General features: G+C 58.3%; 17 protein-coding genes and 3 tRNA genes. 12 read left to right on the top strand and 8 right to left on the bottom strand.

Annotation, left to right across the window (positions count from 1 at the left end):
* Positions 1 to 72: 72 nt before the first annotated feature.
* The 11 genes from ACI514_RS08710 to ACI514_RS08660 all read left to right on the top strand — a co-directional run bounded on the left by ACI514_RS08710 (position 73) and on the right by ACI514_RS08660 (position 10,881).
* The gene (locus tag ACI514_RS08710; protein WP_405123553.1) at positions 73 to 2,511 is read left to right on the top strand and encodes an autotransporter; all 2,439 of its coding nucleotides are present in this window, start codon (positions 73 to 75) and stop codon (positions 2,509 to 2,511) included.
* Positions 2,512 to 2,609: 98 nt separating this feature from the next.
* Entirely contained in the window at positions 2,610 to 3,674 is a 1,065-nt protein-coding gene (locus tag ACI514_RS08705; RefSeq protein ID WP_405123552.1) for an NAD(P)H-dependent flavin oxidoreductase, read from the top strand.
* 175 nt (positions 3,675 to 3,849) lie between these two features.
* Complete coding sequence (gene modA, locus ACI514_RS08700) at positions 3,850 to 4,617, top strand: molybdate ABC transporter substrate-binding protein (RefSeq protein ID WP_405123551.1); 768 nt, start codon at positions 3,850 to 3,852, stop codon at positions 4,615 to 4,617.
* Position 4,618: 1 nt separating this feature from the next.
* Entirely contained in the window at positions 4,619 to 5,299 is a 681-nt protein-coding gene (modB, locus tag ACI514_RS08695; RefSeq protein ID WP_160058195.1) for a molybdate ABC transporter permease subunit, read from the top strand.
* A gap of 3 nt (positions 5,300 to 5,302) precedes the next feature.
* Positions 5,303 to 6,382: a molybdenum ABC transporter ATP-binding protein gene (modC, locus tag ACI514_RS08690; RefSeq protein ID WP_405123550.1), complete on the top strand. Its 1,080-nt coding sequence runs from the start codon at positions 5,303 to 5,305 to the stop codon at positions 6,380 to 6,382.
* A 72-nt stretch (positions 6,383 to 6,454) separates the two neighbouring features.
* Entirely contained in the window at positions 6,455 to 7,477 is a 1,023-nt protein-coding gene (locus ACI514_RS08685) for a DNA topoisomerase IB (RefSeq protein ID WP_405123549.1), read from the top strand.
* 167 nt (positions 7,478 to 7,644) lie between these two features.
* Positions 7,645 to 9,282, top strand: a complete 1,638-nt coding sequence (locus ACI514_RS08680) for an ATP-binding cassette domain-containing protein (RefSeq protein WP_405123548.1) — start codon at positions 7,645 to 7,647, stop codon at positions 9,280 to 9,282.
* 71 nt (positions 9,283 to 9,353) lie between these two features.
* Positions 9,354 to 9,584 carry a hypothetical protein gene (locus tag ACI514_RS08675; RefSeq protein WP_405123547.1) on the top strand — a complete coding sequence of 77 codons (231 nt, stop codon included), beginning with the start codon at positions 9,354 to 9,356 and terminating at the stop codon, positions 9,582 to 9,584.
* A 118-nt stretch (positions 9,585 to 9,702) separates the two neighbouring features.
* A complete protein-coding gene (locus ACI514_RS08670; RefSeq protein WP_007912278.1) occupies positions 9,703 to 9,933 on the top strand; it encodes a hypothetical protein in 231 nt (76 codons plus the stop codon).
* Positions 9,934 to 10,197: 264 nt separating this feature from the next.
* Positions 10,198 to 10,482 carry a hypothetical protein gene (locus ACI514_RS08665; protein ID WP_160058205.1) on the top strand — a complete coding sequence of 95 codons (285 nt, stop codon included), beginning with the start codon at positions 10,198 to 10,200 and terminating at the stop codon, positions 10,480 to 10,482.
* Between the two features lie 237 nt (positions 10,483 to 10,719).
* Positions 10,720 to 10,881 (top strand): hypothetical protein, encoded by a 162-nt coding sequence (locus ACI514_RS08660; RefSeq protein ID WP_174244458.1) that lies wholly within the window; start codon positions 10,720 to 10,722, stop codon positions 10,879 to 10,881.
* 206 nt (positions 10,882 to 11,087) lie between these two features.
* Here the strand turns inward: ACI514_RS08660 and ACI514_RS08655 are convergent.
* From ACI514_RS08655 to ACI514_RS08620, 8 genes are all read right to left on the bottom strand, one after another.
* Positions 11,088 to 11,174, bottom strand: a tRNA-Leu gene (locus ACI514_RS08655).
* Between the two features lie 196 nt (positions 11,175 to 11,370).
* Positions 11,371 to 11,444 (bottom strand) — tRNA-Cys (locus ACI514_RS08650).
* Between the two features lie 46 nt (positions 11,445 to 11,490).
* A tRNA-Gly gene (locus ACI514_RS08645) sits at positions 11,491 to 11,566 on the bottom strand.
* A gap of 60 nt (positions 11,567 to 11,626) precedes the next feature.
* Complete coding sequence (gene pgsA, locus ACI514_RS08640; RefSeq protein WP_007950102.1) at positions 11,627 to 12,187, bottom strand: CDP-diacylglycerol--glycerol-3-phosphate 3-phosphatidyltransferase; 561 nt, start codon at positions 12,185 to 12,187, stop codon at positions 11,627 to 11,629.
* A 32-nt stretch (positions 12,188 to 12,219) separates the two neighbouring features.
* Complete coding sequence (gene uvrC, locus ACI514_RS08635; RefSeq protein ID WP_127927157.1) at positions 12,220 to 14,043, bottom strand: excinuclease ABC subunit UvrC; 1,824 nt, start codon at positions 14,041 to 14,043, stop codon at positions 12,220 to 12,222.
* Positions 14,044 to 14,045: 2 nt separating this feature from the next.
* Positions 14,046 to 14,687 carry a UvrY/SirA/GacA family response regulator transcription factor gene (uvrY, locus tag ACI514_RS08630; protein WP_016984198.1) on the bottom strand — a complete coding sequence of 214 codons (642 nt, stop codon included), beginning with the start codon at positions 14,685 to 14,687 and terminating at the stop codon, positions 14,046 to 14,048.
* Positions 14,688 to 14,814: 127 nt separating this feature from the next.
* Positions 14,815 to 15,258, bottom strand: coding sequence for a GNAT family N-acetyltransferase (locus tag ACI514_RS08625; RefSeq protein ID WP_405123546.1), 444 nt, complete (start codon positions 15,256 to 15,258; stop codon positions 14,815 to 14,817).
* Entirely contained in the window at positions 15,255 to 16,016 is a 762-nt protein-coding gene (locus tag ACI514_RS08620; protein ID WP_405123545.1) for a carbon-nitrogen hydrolase family protein, read from the bottom strand. The genes ACI514_RS08625 and ACI514_RS08620 overlap by 4 nt, the downstream gene beginning before the upstream one ends.
* Positions 16,017 to 16,631: 615 nt before the next feature.
* Between ACI514_RS08620 and ACI514_RS08615 the strand changes: the two genes are divergently transcribed.
* Entirely contained in the window at positions 16,632 to 17,708 is a 1,077-nt protein-coding gene (locus tag ACI514_RS08615) for a 3-deoxy-7-phosphoheptulonate synthase (RefSeq protein ID WP_160058216.1), read from the top strand.
* Positions 17,709 to 17,741 lie beyond the last annotated feature (33 nt).

Below are 17,741 nucleotides of genomic sequence, written 5' to 3'. Positions count from 1 at the left end.
CGACTATGCTTTTTCGACGGTCGTGGTTTCGCCGTTATTTCTTCAGAAACCGCTTTGTCGATGGAGCTGACAATGTCTTACCCGCGCTCGTTCTTCGCGATGTTGATGCTGTGCCTGCTGACATTCGGCAGTGCCTGGGCGGCGCCAGCCAGCGAGGCTCCGAGCGAGCCGGCCTGGCCGCAAGTCATCACTAGCGGCAAGGCGAAACTGACGGTGTACCAACCGCAACTCGACAGCTGGGACGGCTACACCCTCAATGCTCGCGCAGCCGTCGAAGCCACCGCTGCCGATGGCAAATCGACCTACGGGATCGTGCAATTCAGCGCGCATACGCTGGTCGACAAGACCACACGCTGGGTCGCGCTGGATCAGTACAAGATCATCAAAGCCGACTTACCGGCCGATGCCAGTCAAGCCAACACATGGGTCGCGGCACTGCAAAAAGATGCCGGGAACCGCAAGAAAACCATCTCGCTGGATCAACTCGAAGCGGCCGTCGGTGTACTGTCCGCCGAGCAGAAAGCTGACAGCGCCCCCCTGGAAAACACACCGCCGACCATCATCAGTTCCGACGTGCCCGCCCTGCTCGTCTATATCGATGGCGATGCGGCCTACCGACCGGTAGAGGGTACTGCGCTGCAGCGGGTGATCAACACGCGACCGCTATTGTTGAAGGACGCGCAAGGCAAACATTATCTGCACGTCTTCGATGGCTGGATGGTCGCCGACCAGCTCGATGGTGCCTACACGCGCCTGGCCTCACCGCCGACAGAACTGGAGAAAGCCAAGCAGACCGCCATTCAGAGCCGGCAAGTGGATCTGCTGACCGGACAAAGCGACCCTAAAGACAAGGTCCCCAGCCTTGCCAAGCCACCACAGCCAAAGATTTTCGTCGCGACCACGCCGACTGAATTGCTGGTCACTGACGGCGCGGTGCAATGGTCGCCGATTCAGGGCACAGGCTTGTTGTATGTCACCAATACCACCGGGCACATCTTCAAGGAAATCGGTGACCAGAACAGCTATGTGCTGATCTCCGGGCGCTGGTTTCGCGCCACCGATATGAATGGCCCGTGGACGTTCACCCCTGCAGACAAGCTTCCGGCAGATTTCGCCAACATCCCCGACGACAGCCCGAAAGAAAACGTCAAAGCCTCGGTTGCCGGCACCCCGCAAGCCAAGGAAGCGGCGATTGCCGCGACCATTCCACAGACGTCGGCGATCAAAAAAAGCGCGGTGAAAATGACCACGCCACAATTCGATGGCGAACCGCAGCTCAAGGCTATCAACACGACAACCCTGCAATATGTGGTCAACAGCGCCACGCCCATCATCCGTGTCGACAACGACAGTTGGTACGCGGTGGAAAACGGTATCTGGTTCACTGCCACTACCGTGACCGGCCCCTGGGTTGTGGCCAGCTCGGTGCCGGCGGTGATCTATTCGATCCCACCGAGTTCGCCCATGCATTACCTCACCTACGTCAAAGTCTACGAGTCCAGCGGCGATACCGTGGTGGTCGGCTACACGCCGGGTTATCAGGGTTCAAATCTGGATCCGGCCACGGGCGTCGTGGTGTATGGCACCGGTTATCCCTACACGCCTTGGGTGGGCGGCGTCTGGTATGGCCCGCCGGTGACTTACGGTTTCGGCGTCGCCATTCGCTACACGCCGTGGACGGGCTGGACCTTCGGTTTCGGTTTCGGCTGGAGCTGGGGCGGCAGCACCGTGGCGATGGGCTGGGGTTGGGGCGCGTACCCGTGGTGGGGCAATTACGGTTGGGGTTACGCCTGGGGACCGCACCTGTATCCGGCGCCACTGGCCTGGGGTGGCGCCGCTTACGGTTATCGCGGTGGCGCGGTGGCCTGGGGTCCGGGTGGCTGGGCCGGTACCACCGGTAATATCTACCATCAGTGGGGTAATCTCGCGACGGTCAGTCGCTCGGGCGCTGGGTACAACGCCTGGACCGGGAATCGCTGGGCCGGTCAGGTGGGTTCTTCCTATAACTCACGCACTGGCGTCGCGGCTGCCGGTCAACGCGGTGCCGTGCATAACGTCTACACCGGCAACTACGCAGCAGGGCGCAGTGGCGTGGCAGTCGGGCCAAACGGCGGCGCCATTGCCGGCGAACGCGTTACCGCCGGCAATGCGCGTAACGGCACGCAGGTCACCGCCAATCGTGGTGCCGTGTACAACCCCAACACCGGCAACACCACTCAATATGGCGGTGTTCGCGGGCGCAATGGCGGTGCGGCACGCGTGGGCGACAACGTCTACGCGGGACACGACGGCAACGTGTACAAGAAGACCGACAACGGCTGGCAATCGATGGTCGGGGGCGGCGCGACTCGCACGGCACCGGTCAATAACAATGCGCAGTTGCAGAACCTCAACCGTGAATCCGCCGCACGCAATTTCGGCAACCAGCGCACCAACAATTTTCACAACTCCTCGCAATTCATGAATCACTCGTTTGGCGGCGGAGGCGGTGGTGGATTTCATCGACGCTGAAAAACTGCACGGGTTGTTCTGAATTTCGAACTGGCTGCGGATCCGCTTTTACTGCTAAAAAACCGGCTTTGCCTTTCATAGTTTGGAGTACCGCCTTCATGAGCCAATGGCCAGACACGCGCATTCTTGACCTGCTCGGCATTGAACTGCCGATCATCCAGGGCCCGATGGCCGGCGCGACAAATTCGTCCATGGTCATCGCCGTGTGCAATGCCGGTGGCCTGGGCTCGATGCCGGCAGCGATGCTGAGCCTCGAGCAATTGCGCGAAGAGCTGAACACCATTCGCCAGCACACCGACAAGCCCTTCAACGTCAACTTCTTCTGCCATCAGCCACCGCCGGCCGATGAGCAACGTGCAAGTGACTGGAAGCATTTGCTGGAACCGTATTACCGCGAACTGGGCGTGGATTTCACTGCACCGACTCCGGTGTCCAATCGGGCACCGTTTGATGCGGCAGCCTGTGAAGTGCTGGAAGAGTTTCGACCTGAAGTCGTGAGCTTCCATTTCGGTCTGCCAGAGAAATCCTTGCTCGAGCGGGTCAAGGCAACCGGGGCGAAAATTCTCTCATCGGCCACGACGGTCGATGAAGCGATCTGGCTGGAACAGAACGGCTGCGACGCGATTATCGCCATGGGCTACGAGGCCGGCGGGCATCGCGGCATGTTTCTCAGTGATGATCTGAGCAGTCAGGTCGGCACGTTTGCCCTGGTGCCTCAGGTGGTTGATGCGGTGAAAGTGCCGGTGATCGCTGCCGGGGCGATTGCCGATGCTCGCGGTGTGGCGGCGGCGTTCTTGCTGGGCGCTTCGGCAGTACAGGTCGGCACAGCCTATCTGTTCACGCCGGAAGCGAAAGTCAGCGCAGCTCACCACAAAGCGCTGCGTACCGCCAAAGAGAGCGAAACGGCGATCACCAATATTTTTACCGGGCGACCAGCGCGGGGTATTCTCAACCGCGTCATGCGTGAGCTGGGTCCGATGTCGCCGACGGCACCTGCATTTCCCTTGGCCGGTGGTGCACTGATGCCATTGCGAGCGATCAACGAAGCCGAATTTGCCAACCTCTGGGCGGGTCAGGCATTCACTCTCGGCCAAGACATCGGCAGCGCTGAACTGACCCGGCAATTGGCCGAAGGTGCATTGGCAAAACTCACTCGCCAGTGACGCTAAACGGAGTGAGGATTCAAGCATCCTCACTTTGGCTTTAACCAACACTTCCTGTTTGGCGGCATTTCGCTATATATTTCTCTATATAGCGAATACACCCTCGCATCGGCGCAGTCCACCTCCACCTCCAACAACAACTGCCCTCTGCACCCGCCAACAACGGAGCTGTTACATGACCACTCGTGCCTCAAGTTTTGCCCCTGCCTGCCTGGCCTCATTGCTCGCCGTCTTCGCCATCGGCGCTGCTCAGGCTGATGAAGTACAGTTGGCGGTGGCAGCCAACTTTACCGCGCCGATCCAGGCCATCGCCGCCGATTTCGAGAAAGACACCGGGCACAAACTGGTCGCCGCCTACGGCGCCACCGGCCAGTTCTACACCCAGATCAAGAACGGCGCGCCATTTGAAGTGTTCCTCTCCGCTGACGACACCACCCCGGAGAAACTCGAAAAAGAAGGCGACACCGTCAAAGGTTCGCGCTTCACCTATGCCATCGGTACCCTGGCGTTGTGGTCGGCGAAAGAAGGTTATGTCGATGCCAAAGGCGAGGTGCTGAAAAACAACGAATACCAGCACCTGTCCATCGCCAACCCGAAAGCGGCGCCCTACGGCCTGGCCGCCACGCAAGTGCTGGAAAAACTCAAACTGACCGAAGCCACCAAAGCCAAGATAGTTGAAGGCCAGAACATCACGCAGGCTTACCAGTTCGTCTCCACCGGCAACGCCGAACTGGGGTTTGTCGCCCTGTCGCAGATCTACAAGGACGGCAAAGTCAGCAGCGGTTCGGCATGGATCGTCCCTGCGAGCATGCACGACCCGATCAAACAGGACGCGGTCATTCTGAATAAAGGCAAAGACAACGCCGCTGCAAAGGCACTGGTTGAATACCTCAAAGGCCCGAAAGCCGCTGCGGTGATCAAGTCCTACGGTTACCAGCTCTAAAATGTCGCTCACGAGTGCCGATTTCGCGGCGATCTGGCTTACCCTGAAACTGGCGTCCCTGACCACCGCGATCCTGCTGGTTATCGGCACTCCGATTGCCCTGTGGTTGTCGCGTACCCGCTCGTGGTTGCGCGGCCCGATTGGGGCGATCGTCGCCCTGCCCCTCGTACTGCCACCGACCGTAATAGGTTTCTATCTGTTACTGATGATGGGGCCGCACGGTTTTCTCGGCCAGTTCACCCAATGGCTGGGCCTGGGCACCCTGACTTTCAGCTTTACCGGGCTAGTGATCGGCTCGGTGATCTATTCCATGCCGTTCGTGGTGCAACCGTTGCAAAACGCGTTCTCGGCGATCGGCACCCGTCCTCTGGAAGTGGCCGCGACCTTGCGCGCCAATCCCTGGGACACATTTTTCAGCGTGATTGTGCCACTGGCGCGCCCCGGATTTATCACCGCAGCTATTCTTGGCTTCGCACATACGGTTGGTGAATTTGGCGTGGTACTGATGATTGGCGGCAACATTCCCGACAAGACCCGCGTGGTTTCCGTACAGATCTACGACCACGTCGAAGCGATGGAATATGCCCAGGCGCACTGGTTGGCCGGGGCGATGCTGGTGTTCTCGTTTCTGGTGTTGCTGGCGTTGTACTCCAGCCGCAAGACCCGCGCAGGCTGGAGCTGATTGATGATTGATGTACGTCTGAACATTGCTTATTCGGGTTTCAACCTCGACGTCGACCTGAACTTGCCGGGACGCGGCGTGACCGCGCTTTATGGGCATTCCGGCTCAGGTAAAACCACCTGCCTGCGTTGCATCGCCGGGCTAGAACGCGCCGAACAGGGCTTTATCCAGATCAACGACGAAGTCTGGCAGGACAGCGACAACGGCATTTTCGTCCCGCCACATAAACGCGCGCTCGGCTATGTATTTCAGGAAGCCAGCCTGTTTCCTCACCTGTCGGTGTTGGCCAATCTGCAATTCGGCCTCAAGCGCATCGCCAAGTCCCAGCGTCGGGTCGACATGGCGCAGGCCACCGAACTCTTGGGCATCGGTCATTTGCTAGAGCGCCATCCTCAGCATCTGTCAGGTGGCGAACGCCAGCGCGTCGGCATCGCCCGCGCGCTGCTGACCAGCCCGAAACTGCTGTTGATGGACGAACCATTGGCCGCTCTCGACAGCCAGCGCAAAAGTGAAATCCTGCCGTATCTGCAACGTCTGCATGACGAGTTGGAAATTCCGCTGTTGTACGTCAGCCATGCGCAGGACGAAGTTGCGCGGCTGGCGGACCATCTGGTGTTACTCAGCGAAGGTAAAGCGCTGGCCAGCGGCCCGATCGGTGAAACCCTCGCGCGCCTCGACCTGCCGATGGCGATGGGCGATGACGCGGGTGTGATCATTGAAGGCCAGGTCAGTGCTTACGATGCGCAATATCAGCTCCTGAGCCTGCAACTGCCGGCCACCGAGATGAGCATTCGCGTAACACATGCACCGATGAAGGTCGGCCAGACACTGCGTTGCAAAGTACACGCCCGGGATATCAGCCTGACCCTGCAGAACAGCGAGTTCAGCAGCATTCTTAATCGACTGCCGGTGACAGTGATCAGTGAACAATCAGCCGACAACGCCGCGCACGTGCTGATTCGTCTCGATGCGGGCGGCACCCCGCTGCTCGCGCGCATCACGCGCTATTCCAGAGATCAATTGTGCGTGCACGCGGGCCAGCGATTGTGGGCGCAGATCAAAGCGGTCGCGGTCCTCGCCTGAATCATTCGGCACGACGGCGATGGCGTGCGGTCAATCGTTTTACAGACCGCCGCGCCATCGAAGGAAACCGCCATGCCCGACACCGAGTTGATCGCCGAATTGCCATCCGACCTGCATTACGTCGATGACACCCAGCCCGGTATCACCCGCAAAAAACTGCGTGGCAAGTTCAGCTATTTCGAACCTTCGGGCCAACGCATCAACGATCCGGACGAAATCAAACGCATCAATGCCCTCGCGGTGCCGCCAGCCTATACCGACGTGTGGATCTGCCCCGACCCGCGCGGTCATCTGCAAGCCACCGGGCGTGATGCCCGTGGCCGCAAGCAATATCGCTATCACGCGCGCTGGCGCGAAGTGCGCGATGCCGACAAGTATTCGCGGCTACGCGAGTTCGGTCTGGCGTTACCTAAATTGCGCAAGCAACTGGAAGCGCTGCTGGCGGCGCCCGGCTTCAGTCGCGACAAGGTCATGGCTACGGTGATCACCCTGCTCGATGCCACGCTGATCCGCGTTGGCAACACGCAATACGCCCGCGACAACCGCTCCTACGGCCTGACCACCCTGCGTAGCCGACATGTCGAGGTCAACGGTAGCGCGATCCTGTTCCAGTTTCGCGGCAAGAGCGGCATTGAGCATCAGATCACCGTCAAGGATCGACGCCTGGCCCGGATTATCAAGCGTTGCCTGGAGATTCCGGGACAGAACCTGTTTCAGTACCTGGATGAAAACGGCGAGCGACACTCTGTCAGCTCCTCTGACGTCAACGCCTACCTGCAAACCCTGACCGGCGCCGATTTCACCGCCAAGGATTACCGCACCTGGGCCGGTAGCGCTTTGGCTCTGGCGGTGTTGCGCGAGTTGCAATGGGAGTCGGAGACCGAAGCCAAACGGCATGTGGTAGAGATGGTCAAAGGCGTCGCCAAGCAGTTGGGCAACACCCCGGCGGTCTGCCGAAAATGCTACATCCACCCCGCCGTGGTAGAAAAATTCATGCTCGGCGCCCTCGCTGAACTGCCACGTCCGCGCGTGCGCAAGGGCTTGCGTGCCGAGGAAGTGGCGTTGGCGATGTTTCTTGAGCGAATGAGCGAATGAGCGAAATGACCGACGTGCCTTGATCTGCTGCGCCGCGCCATCTAGGCTAGCCACCTTCCCCTCTTTCGGACGACCGCAGAAGTGAACAACTCAGCCTTCTAAAAATGTAATCGCGACACGCCGCCTCAGGCGCTTGTCAGTTTTCACGACATTTTTTCGAGGTGCCGATGACTCACGTCTCGCGTACAACCACACTCGTTTCCCTGAATCAACTGGGTTTTCAGTTCGCCAACGGCGCAACACTGTTCGAAGCCCTGAACCTCAATTTCGATGGTCAACCGACCGCTATCGTCGGGCGCAATGGTGTTGGCAAAAGTGTGCTCGCACGCTTGATCGCCGGGCATTTGCAACCCACTTCCGGCAGCGTGATACGTTCGACTTCTGCACACTACGTTGCACAAACCTTCATCACCACATCTGGGCAAACCGTAGCCGACGCGACAGGGACGGCCACAGTTTTCAGCGCGCTGGAACGACTGAAACTCGGCTGTGCCATAACCGAAGATTTCGACTTGATCGGCGAACGCTGGGATCTGGCGGAGCGCTTGCGGCAGATGCTCGATGATGCCGGGTTGGCCGACATCAATGCTGCGGATCTGACGGAACACCTCAGCGGTGGTCAGCAAGCCAGAATTGCCCTGATCGGTGCGCTGTTGAGGCAGGCGCAATTGCTGGTGCTCGACGAGCCCACCAATCACCTCGACACCGCCGGTCGACAATGGCTGATGAGCTCGCTTGATCGCTGGCATGGCGGGCTGATTGTCGTCAGCCATGACCGGCAACTGCTGGAACACATGCAGCGAATCGTCGAACTTACGCCTCTGGGGGCAACCATTTTCAGCGGCAGGTTTTCGGAATTCGCCGAGCATCGCCGAGTACATCGACAAGCGGCGCAGGCGCAACTTGATCAGGCTCTCAGCGAGCGTCAGCGCGAACGTACGCGACTGCAGCGCGAGCACGATACGATTCAGCGCCACGCGGCTGGCAGCCGGCGCAATGCGCAAACTGCCAACGCTTCTGGCTTCGAACGGGCGGCGATGAAAGCGGCCGCGCGGGACATCGTGGGACACGTAAAGGTCGGCCATCAGGCACGCAAATCCGATCTGGATGAGCGCGTTCGTGAGGCGTACGCCAATGTCCTGACGGACGACAGCGTGCTGATCAATCTACCGGGCAGTGTGGTTCCGAATAACCGCCGGGTGAGCACGCTGATCAACGCCTGCTTGCCATGGTTGCCGGCAGATGCGCTCAGCACTCGACTTGATCTCGCCATTCAAGGGCCGATGCGCATCGTTGTCAGCGGTCCTAACGGTTGCGGCAAATCAACGCTGTTGAGATTGCTGGCTGGCGAGTGGGCACCCATGAGCGGCGAGTGCATCACGCATGTGCCTTTTGCCTTTCTCGATCAACAGCTGAAACTGCTGGATCCCGATACATCCATTGTTGATCAATTGCTGGCACAGCAAACGCCTCTGAGCGAAGGCACGTTGCGCACCTTCCTCGCTCAACTGCAACTGGATGCGCAACGTGCCACCCGGCCTTGCGCTGCCCTCAGTGGTGGTGAACGACTGAAAGCTGCACTTGCGTTGGCGCTGTGGCGCCAGACGCCTGCGCAATTACTGCTGCTGGATGAACCCACCAATCATCTTGATCTGGCTTCAGTGGAAGCTTTCGAACAAGCCTTGCGGACATTTCCTGGAGCGATTGTCGTGGTTTCCCACGATCAGGCATTTCTACGGGCGTTAAACCCAAGCCATGATTTGACCTGGCACCGCGAAGGCTGGCGCTGGAAACCGATGAGCTGAGCTGTCTATTTTTTGCACGTTTGCCAAGGGCTTCTATAGTTGATCTGACACGAATCAGCTGCGGTGACGCCATGGAAGACATTTTCGTCGTGAAGCGTTGCAAGAAGATCACCATTTATGGTCGACGCGCCGGAGACAGTCGGCATGATCCAGCCGATGCGTGTAGCTGGTTTCGCATCTGCGATACACGCACTGGCGGTTTCATCGGCGATGGCTTTGACGCGGAAGAGGACGCTCGACGTGAATGCAAACGCCTCAACGTAGCCAGCGCCCCATCACCGGCCCGCCAGTCTTCCGTCTGATGCCGATCAGAAGCGGGTCTATACTGAAATCAGCTGAAGGAGCAGCGCCCCACGGCAGAAGGCTCGCAACACGCGGGCTTTTTGCTGCAGCTCAGGTTTCATAGAACGGAGGTGTTCCATGTCCGAAAAAGAGTCCATCACCACCCTCCTCACCTTGCTCGACGCTCGGCAAGCGCGCCTCGCGGCCGCCTGCAAAGAGATCGCCGACTGGGTCGATCACCAAGGCGGACACCCTACCGCCCTACGCATACGTGACCGGCTGAACGACATCGAAAAAGATGCTCCGCTGATTCGCAATACGCTATCTGCGCTCAAACCCCTTGATCGGCCACTGCCTCGGTTCAGATAACTTCTGACTTCGCCACGATCTCAGAAACTTGCCTCCAAGCGGTGACACGTCCGTCACCGCGCGCACGTGCGCCTGTTCTGGTTACTTCTCCAGCGATTGCATTTTTGACCTGACGACCGCATCTGCACGCCTACAGTGAAATCACTTCTATGGGCAGCAATCCTCCCACCCGCCCGCATGCGGGTGTTTTTTGCCTGAGTCCAAGCGCCGAACGGCGCTGTGCATGAGTTGTCAAAACTCATACATGTCGCAAAGGAGACAGTGATGGTTATCCATTTCAACGTCGACGGGCATCTGGCCTGTGGGCACCAAGGCAAACAACTTTCGGCAAGCCGCGAACTCAATCGTGTGAAATGCCGCAGTTGCCGCAATACCGATGCCTACAAACAGGCACGAAAGGATCAGCGCAACGCCACTCGCCGAATGGCTCGTCAGGCCAAAGCCTCGCACGGCGCCGCGAACTGGCGCGCAGAATGGATCGACCGCCTGACAACAATGGCCGGTCTTCAGCGCTTGCCTCGTGGATTCAGCGGGCAAGCATTCGTCTAGCAGTGCGTATTTGCAAGGCACGAAAAAGGCCTGCATGAGAAAACTCATGCAGGCCTTTGATATTCATGGCGCAACGCGGCACTGTCCGAACATTCTCGTGGACTGAATCCCGCCGATCTGCTGAGCCTCGCTGTAGCACAGATGAGGCACGGAAGGATGAACATACGTTCATCGAAAACATGGCTCGATGCGTCTAGGCTGCGGGTTCCGACATAGTGACTACAGGAGTAACCCACCATGTTCTCGCACGAAAGCATCCCGCTTGTTGCCATCTTCATCATCATGCTCATCGGCGTGCTTGCCGCCTTCCTGCACCCGATGCACGCGTTCTTCAGCTGGCTTAAGAGACGAAGTGAACGATCTTCATCTCGCTCTTCGAAAGAAGTGGACTCGCGCTGAATTTTTCCATACAAGCCCGGCTACGTCCGGGCATCTTTTCGGAACGCCCTGCAACCTGCCGATTGTAGCCACCGGATTCCCTTTCCTTTACCTAAAGCCCAAGGAGTGTGGGTGCGCCAATTCCGGCGCGCTTATGACCTGGATTGCTAACCCAGAAACAAACAAGGGCTTGCATCAGCTTTCGCCCGCAAACCCTTGATTCAAGATGGTGCCCGAAGCCGGAATCGAACCGGCACGCCCTTACGAGCGGGGGATTTTAAGTCCCATGCGTCTACCAGTTTCGCCATTCGGGCGGTAGCGCGGTGTTGCTGTCTTCTGCTGCACGGTAGCGATCCTGAAAGGATCCAACCTTGAACAGCAGTGCGGGAAATATATACATCACTTCCCGGTGAAGCAAGTTCGCAATGGCCGTTTTTCAAGACTAAATCTTGCAGCGCAGTGCAAATAAAAAAGCTCCGTAAATCATGGATCTACGGAGCTTGTTTATAGTGGAGGCCGAGGTCGGAATCGAACCGGCGTAGGTGGATTTGCAATCCACTGCATAACCATTTTGCTACTCGGCCTCAAAGCATCTGCTGTCAGTAGCACAACAACAAACACTGTACAAATTGGAGCGGGAAACGAGACTCGAACTCGCGACCCCGACCTTGGCAAGGTCGTGCTCTACCAACTGAGCTATTCCCGCTTGGTGATGCGCATTCTATAGAATTAAGAAGCTCCGTCAACCCCTTGATTCAAAAAAGTTTTATTTCTTTTCAACATCGGTCTTCAGGTGCGGCCAAGCTGCGCGAAGGTATTGAACCATCGACCACAATGTCAGCCCAGCAGAGACCATCAGCAACGCGTAACCCAGGATAACCCAGAAACTGAAGTCCTTCGGATTGGCCAGCAGGATCACCAACGCGAGCATCTGCGCGGCGGTTTTCCATTTGCCGAGATTCGAAACGGCTACGTGGGCACGGGCACCGAGTTCGGCCATCCATTCACGCAAGGCCGACACCACAATCTCGCGACCGATGATGACAGCAGCCGGCAGAGTGAGCCAGAGATTGCCGTGTTCCTGGACCAGAAGCACCAGTGCCACTGCGACCATGAGTTTGTCGGCGACCGGATCGAGAAACGCACCGAACGGCGTGCTTTGCTCCAGACGGCGGGCCAGATAACCGTCCAGCCAATCCGTCGCTGCCGCAAAGGCAAACACCGAGGCGGACGCCATGTAACTCCACTGGTAAGGCAGATAAAACAGCAAAATGAAGATCGGGATGAGCAGGACGCGTAGAACGGTAATCAGATTAGGGATATTCATCGGCACAACTGGCTACGAGGTGAAGGGGCATTCTACTCGCTATGCAGGTTTGCATAAATCGACTCTGCGAGCTTTTTACTGATCCCCGGGGCTTTGGCGATCTCTTCGATGCTTGCACGAGACAGCTCCTGCAATCCACCAAAATGTTTCAACAAATCACGACGCCGGGTCGGCCCGACGCCCGCAACGCCTTCCAGCGTTGACGTACGGCGGGTTTTGCCACGACGTGCGCGGTGTCCTGTAATAGCGAAGCGGTGCGCCTCATCGCGGATCTGTTGAATCAAGTGCAGCGCCGGCGAGTCGCCACGCAAGGTGAACTCGTGCGCCGCATCATTTAGATACAACGTTTCGAAGCCCGCCTTGCGAGTAGCGCCTTTGGCGACGCCGAGCAGAATCAGATCCGGCACGGCCAGCTCGTTGAGAACATCGCGAGCCATCGACAACTGACCCTTGCCACCGTCCACCAGCAAGATGTCCGGCAACTTGCCCTCGCCTTCCTTGAGTTTGCTGAAACGTCGCGTCAGGGCTTGGTGCATGGCGGCATAGTCGTCACCCGCCGTGACACCTTCGATGTTGTAGCGCCGATAGTCCGACTTGATCGCGCCTTCCGGGCCAAACACCACACAGGAAGCAACCGTGGCCTCACCACTGGAATGACTGATGTCGTAGCATTCCAGACGCTGCGGCGGCTCATCCAGGTTCAACACTTCGGCCAGGGCTTCAAACCGCGCGGCGGTGTGTTGACGGTTGGCCAGGCGTGCGCCCAACGCTTGCTCGGCGTTGGTCACGGCCAGTTGCTGCCAGCGCGCACGAGTACCGCGCACCCGATGACTGATGGCCAATTCGCGGCCACGCAGTTCATGGATCGCTTCGATCAGCGTCGGAAAATCTTCATGCACAACGTTGACGATCAGTTCGCTGGGCAAATCGCGCTCAGGGCTGCTGATGAAATATTGGCCAAGAAACGCGGCCATGACTTCCGACACATCCTCTTCGATTCCAACTTGCGGGAAGAAATTCTTGCTGCCCAGCACGCGCCCGCCACGGACACTGATCAAATGCACGCAGGCGCCGCCCGGATTGACGAATGCCGCAATGACGTCGATGTCCCCCGTGCCGCCTTCCATGCTCTGCTGATCCTGAACCCGGCGCAGTAACGCTATCTGATCCCGCAACTCGGCGGCTCGCTCGAACTCCAGGTTGATCGCAGCCTCTTCCATCGCCGTCGACAGTTCGTTGGTCAGCGCGTGACTACGCCCCTCAAGAAACATGACCGAGTGACGCACGTCTTCGGCATAAACCTCGGGCTCGACCAGCCCGACGCAAGGCGCTTTACAGCGTTTGATCTGATATTGCAGACATGGACGGGTACGGTTCTTGTAGTAGCTGTCTTCACACTGGCGAACGAAGAAGGTCTTTTGCAGCAGACTCAAGCTTTCGCGTATGGCGCCGGCGCTCGGATAGGGGCCGAAATATTTGCCTTTGGCTTTTTTCGCCCCGCGATGAATGCTCAGGCGCGGAAATTGGCCGTCGGACAGAAACACATAGGGATAGGATTTGTCGTCGCGCAACAGAATGTTGTACGGCGGCCGCCACTCCTTGATCAGCGTTTGCTCAAGCAGCAGCGCTTCGGTTTCGTTGGCGGTGATGGTCGTTTCGACCTGCGCAATGCGCCCGACCAACGCGGCGGTCTTCGGTGCCAGACCGGTTTTGCGAAAGTAGCTGGCCAAGCGTTTTTTCAGGTTCTTGGCCTTGCCCACGTACAGCAGGCGCGCATCGCTGTCGAACATGCGATAGACGCCCGGGCGCCCACTGACTGTCGACAGAAAAGCGCCGGAATCGAATGTTTCAGTCATGGTCAGAGGCTGGCATCAACCATGCCGTGACGAACCGCCAACAGTGTCAACTCGACATCGCTGCTGATCGAAAGCTTCTCGAAAATACGGTAGCGATAGGTGTTCACGGTTTTCGGCGACAGACATAACTTGTCGGAAATGATCTGTACCTTCTGACAGCCGACAATCATCAAGGCGATTTGAATTTCCCGCTCGGACAAGGCATCGAAGGGAGAGTCGTTGGACGGCTGGAAGGACTTGATCGCCAATTGCTGGGCAATCTGCGGACTGATATAGCGTTGGCCGGCAAATACCAGGCGAATGGCCTGGACCATTTCCGGCAAGCCCGCGCCTTTGGTCAGATAACCCGCAGCACCAGCCTGCAGCAAGCGTGTCGGGAACGGGTCCTCTTCACACACCGTTACTGCGACCACCTTTATATCCGGATGACTGCGCAACAGTTTGCGCGTGGCTTCCAGGCCGCCGATGCCAGGCATCTTGACGTCCATCAGCACCACATCGGGCTTCAACTCTCGGGCCTTGATCAGGGACTCTTCCCCGGATTCGGCCTGGCCAACCACTTGCAAGCCATCGATATCGGCCAGCATACGTGTAATGCCTGTGCGAACGAGATCATGGTCATCGACCACTAGCACCCTAATCAAGCAGACACCTCGCGATATGGTCATATTGGGATGCCGGACACCTTAGCAAAAAGTCCCCCACAGACCTAGCGGAAAGCGTCATTTAAAAAGTTTCAATTCGTCATTGAGGGCTTGCCGGCCGTGGGTTTCAGAGCACACATGTACTTATATCAAGCTGCATTCGCAGAAAACACTCATCCGTGCCCCGAACCTGTAGGCCTTTTCTTTCATACAAGTTTCTCGCCGGATTATTGTCGAATACGGTCAGGCGCAAAGCCGGGCGTGTTTCTTTGCGGGCCATGCCGATAACCTGATCAATCGCCCAGGAACCCGCACCTCGCCCCTGAAACGCTTCAGCAATCTGCAATTCACGAATGTACAGCGCGCGCATGTCCCGGCTGAGGCTGAGAAAACCCACCGGCGCATCACCTTGCACTATCAGCCAGTTCTGCCGCCCCGGCCACGCTACGTCAAACGCTTCGTCCTGCCATAACAAGTCATGGTGAATGTAATAGCGCAGCATGTTCTGACAGGTGAGATCGCGGGCAAAAGGCAGATCTTCCAGAACCGCAAGCCGTAACTGGAATGTCATTGGGCTTGCGCAACAGGAGCAACTCCCCCTTGCCAAACACCTTCGTTACGTCGGGCGACAACCAAAAGATCCCCAGCCCCCGTTGCTGCGACAATCAATGAACCATCCTCAGACCAGATGCAACTGCGCCCCGCAGATTGCCACCCGCCCGTCAGCCCACCGTGATTGGCCATCAGCACAGCCATCGAGTGTTGCCGAGCGTAGCCTTGAAGTATCGCCGTGTCGGCCGCATAGCCTTTCTCGCTGATCAAAACACCGGCGGCGTACAAGCCAGCGCCCTTATCTGCGGCCGTCGCAGCATGACTGGAATGCGTGAAATCCGCGCACACCGCCAACGCCACGACGCTCCCGGCGATATTCAGGGTCGGGCCACCGAAACCAGGTGCAAAAACAAGCTCCTCGCCCGTGTGCAAATGCTGCTTGCTGTAAACACCGAGAGAGCCGTCAGCGCCCAGCACCAGGGCACCGATCAGCACCGACAAACTGCCCTCCAACCGGATAGGCATACCGACAACGGCAGTCACCCCACGCTCTCGGGCCAAATCCCTCAGGCGACGCAGCACAGCATCTTGCGGGGCAATCGCCAATGCCGCCGCGTCCTGTCCTTCATAGCCTGTCAGCGACAATTCGGGAAAAACCAGCAACTCAACACCCTGCTCCGCTGCTGCCTCAATGAAGCGGCAATGTCGGGCAATGTTCCCGGGAAGGTCACCGGCAATGGAAATCATCTGGGCAGCAGCAATGGTCAGTGTCGACACGGTTCATCCTTGGTAATCAGGCAAAACCCAGAGTGTCGCCACTCTTGCGTGCGCCTGGCAATAGGCGTTTTGTTGATTACGCGATAGCAATTTCTGATTGCTGAGGCGTATCGGCCTCTAGTAAGCTCGGCGCATTCATCGGAGACAGACCATGTTCAACGCCCTCTCACAGCTTCGTACCGCCAGCGCCCTGCGCTCGGTTGCGGCTGCCCGGGTGAATGGCGTTTGTGCTCCGGTCAGCTTTTATTTTGGGTATTGGTTTAGCCACTGGCGCGCCTGATACCCAAACGGCGCCCATAACAACGGGTCGCCTACCAGAGAATTCTCAACCCCCGGTCGGCCTCCCGACCGGGGGTTTTGTTTTTTCAGCCCCTGATTTTTCAGCAACACACCAGACACTTTGAGGATTCACGAAATGAACTACGCCACTTATTACCGTTACGACAGCTTTAGCGCCTGGCGATTTACCAGCTTCCGCTCGGGACAGCCTGCCGCCTCCGATCGGTCACCTACAGGTGGCAAGCACACACATATAGCCAATACGGCCAACTGTCGAACACCCCAATAGGGCCGAGCGCGCGGGACGAACCCGCCGCCAGCCCAGGAAGACCGAATATGAACTCGTCCGTTTCTGCTCTGCCACTGTCCACCCTGAACCCTGCCAACGAAGCATTGACTCTGCGTCTACCCAGCTCGTTGCAACTCAAACAGCAATTGCCCCTGAGCAATGCCCTGAGCAAGCAAGTCGCCGCCCATCGCCAAGCGGTCCGCGCCATTCTCAATGGCCAGGATCAGCGTCTGCTGATCATCGTCGGTCCCTGCTCTATCCACGACCCCCAATCCGCACTTGAGTACGCCGGCAAGCTCGCTCGACTGGCTGAAGAAGTCAGCGGCGAAATGCTCTTGGTGATGCGCGCCTATGTCGAAAAACCGCGTACCACGGTCGGCTGGAAGGGCCTGGCCTACGATCCGCATCTGGACGGCAGTGATGACATGGCTGGCGGTCTCACCCTGTCGCGGGAACTCATGCTGGAAATGATCCGCCTCGGCTTGCCGGTGGCCACAGAACTGCTGCAACCGATGGCCGCCGGTTACTTCGATGACCTGTTGAGCTGGGTGGCCATTGGCGCGCGCACCACTGAATCGCAGATCCACCGTGAAATGGCCAGTGGACTGAGCATGCCGGTCGGCTTCAAGAACGGCACCGACGGCGGCGGCGCCATTGCGGTTGACGCCATGCGTTCGGCCGCCCATCCGCACCGGCATTTCGGCGTCGACAGCCAAGGTCATCCGGCCATCATTCAAACGTCAGGTAACCCCGATACTCATCTGGTACTGCGCGGGGGCCACAAAGGGCCGAACCATGATCGCGAGAGCGTGGCAAAAATCCACGCTGATCTGGACAGACTGAAGATTCCGAGCCGAATCATGGTCGACTGCAGCCACGCCAACAGTGGCAAGGATCCATTGCGTCAGCCAGGCGTCTTCAACGAAGTGCTTGAGCAGCGCTTGCAAGGTGACCGCGCGCTGATCGGCATGATGATTGAATCTCACCTGTTCGAAGGCTGCCAACCGCTGACCGAATCCTTGCGCTACGGGGTTTCAATCACCGATGGCTGCCTCGGTTTCAGCGCAACAGAACACTTGCTGCGTGCCGCCGCCCAGCGCCTCGCCGAACACGCCAAAGATTGACTTCCAGACCAACCCTCCGGACTCATGGCAAAC

Source organism: Pseudomonas sp. M20, from assembly GCF_045037865.1.
GTDB lineage: Bacteria > Pseudomonadota > Gammaproteobacteria > Pseudomonadales > Pseudomonadaceae > Aquipseudomonas.
This window is presented reverse-complemented; position numbering and strand designations above follow the sequence as displayed.

Bases quoted from the DNA above. Each gene is read 5' to 3' on its own strand.
- ACI514_RS08710 (WP_405123553.1), top strand. From the start codon at position 73: ATGTCTTACCCGCGCTCGTTCTTCGCGATGTTGATGCTGTGCCTGCTG.
- ACI514_RS08705 (WP_405123552.1), top strand. From the start codon at position 2,610: ATGAGCCAATGGCCAGACACGCGCATTCTTGACCTGCTCGGCATTGAA.
- modA (WP_405123551.1), top strand. From the start codon at position 3,850: ATGACCACTCGTGCCTCAAGTTTTGCCCCTGCCTGCCTGGCCTCATTG.
- modB (WP_160058195.1), top strand. From the start codon at position 4,619: ATGTCGCTCACGAGTGCCGATTTCGCGGCGATCTGGCTTACCCTGAAA.
- modC (WP_405123550.1), top strand. From the start codon at position 5,303: ATGATTGATGTACGTCTGAACATTGCTTATTCGGGTTTCAACCTCGAC.
- ACI514_RS08685 (WP_405123549.1), top strand. From the start codon at position 6,455: ATGCCCGACACCGAGTTGATCGCCGAATTGCCATCCGACCTGCATTAC.
- ACI514_RS08680 (WP_405123548.1), top strand. From the start codon at position 7,645: ATGACTCACGTCTCGCGTACAACCACACTCGTTTCCCTGAATCAACTG.
- ACI514_RS08675 (WP_405123547.1), top strand. From the start codon at position 9,354: ATGGAAGACATTTTCGTCGTGAAGCGTTGCAAGAAGATCACCATTTAT.
- ACI514_RS08670 (WP_007912278.1), top strand. From the start codon at position 9,703: ATGTCCGAAAAAGAGTCCATCACCACCCTCCTCACCTTGCTCGACGCT.
- ACI514_RS08665 (WP_160058205.1), top strand. From the start codon at position 10,198: ATGGTTATCCATTTCAACGTCGACGGGCATCTGGCCTGTGGGCACCAA.
- ACI514_RS08660 (WP_174244458.1), top strand. From the start codon at position 10,720: ATGTTCTCGCACGAAAGCATCCCGCTTGTTGCCATCTTCATCATCATG.
- pgsA (WP_007950102.1), bottom strand. From the start codon at position 12,187: ATGAATATCCCTAATCTGATTACCGTTCTACGCGTCCTGCTCATCCCG.
- uvrC (WP_127927157.1), bottom strand. From the start codon at position 14,043: ATGACTGAAACATTCGATTCCGGCGCTTTTCTGTCGACAGTCAGTGGG.
- ACI514_RS08625 (WP_405123546.1), bottom strand. From the start codon at position 15,258: ATGACATTCCAGTTACGGCTTGCGGTTCTGGAAGATCTGCCTTTTGCC.
- ACI514_RS08615 (WP_160058216.1), top strand. From the start codon at position 16,632: ATGAACTCGTCCGTTTCTGCTCTGCCACTGTCCACCCTGAACCCTGCC.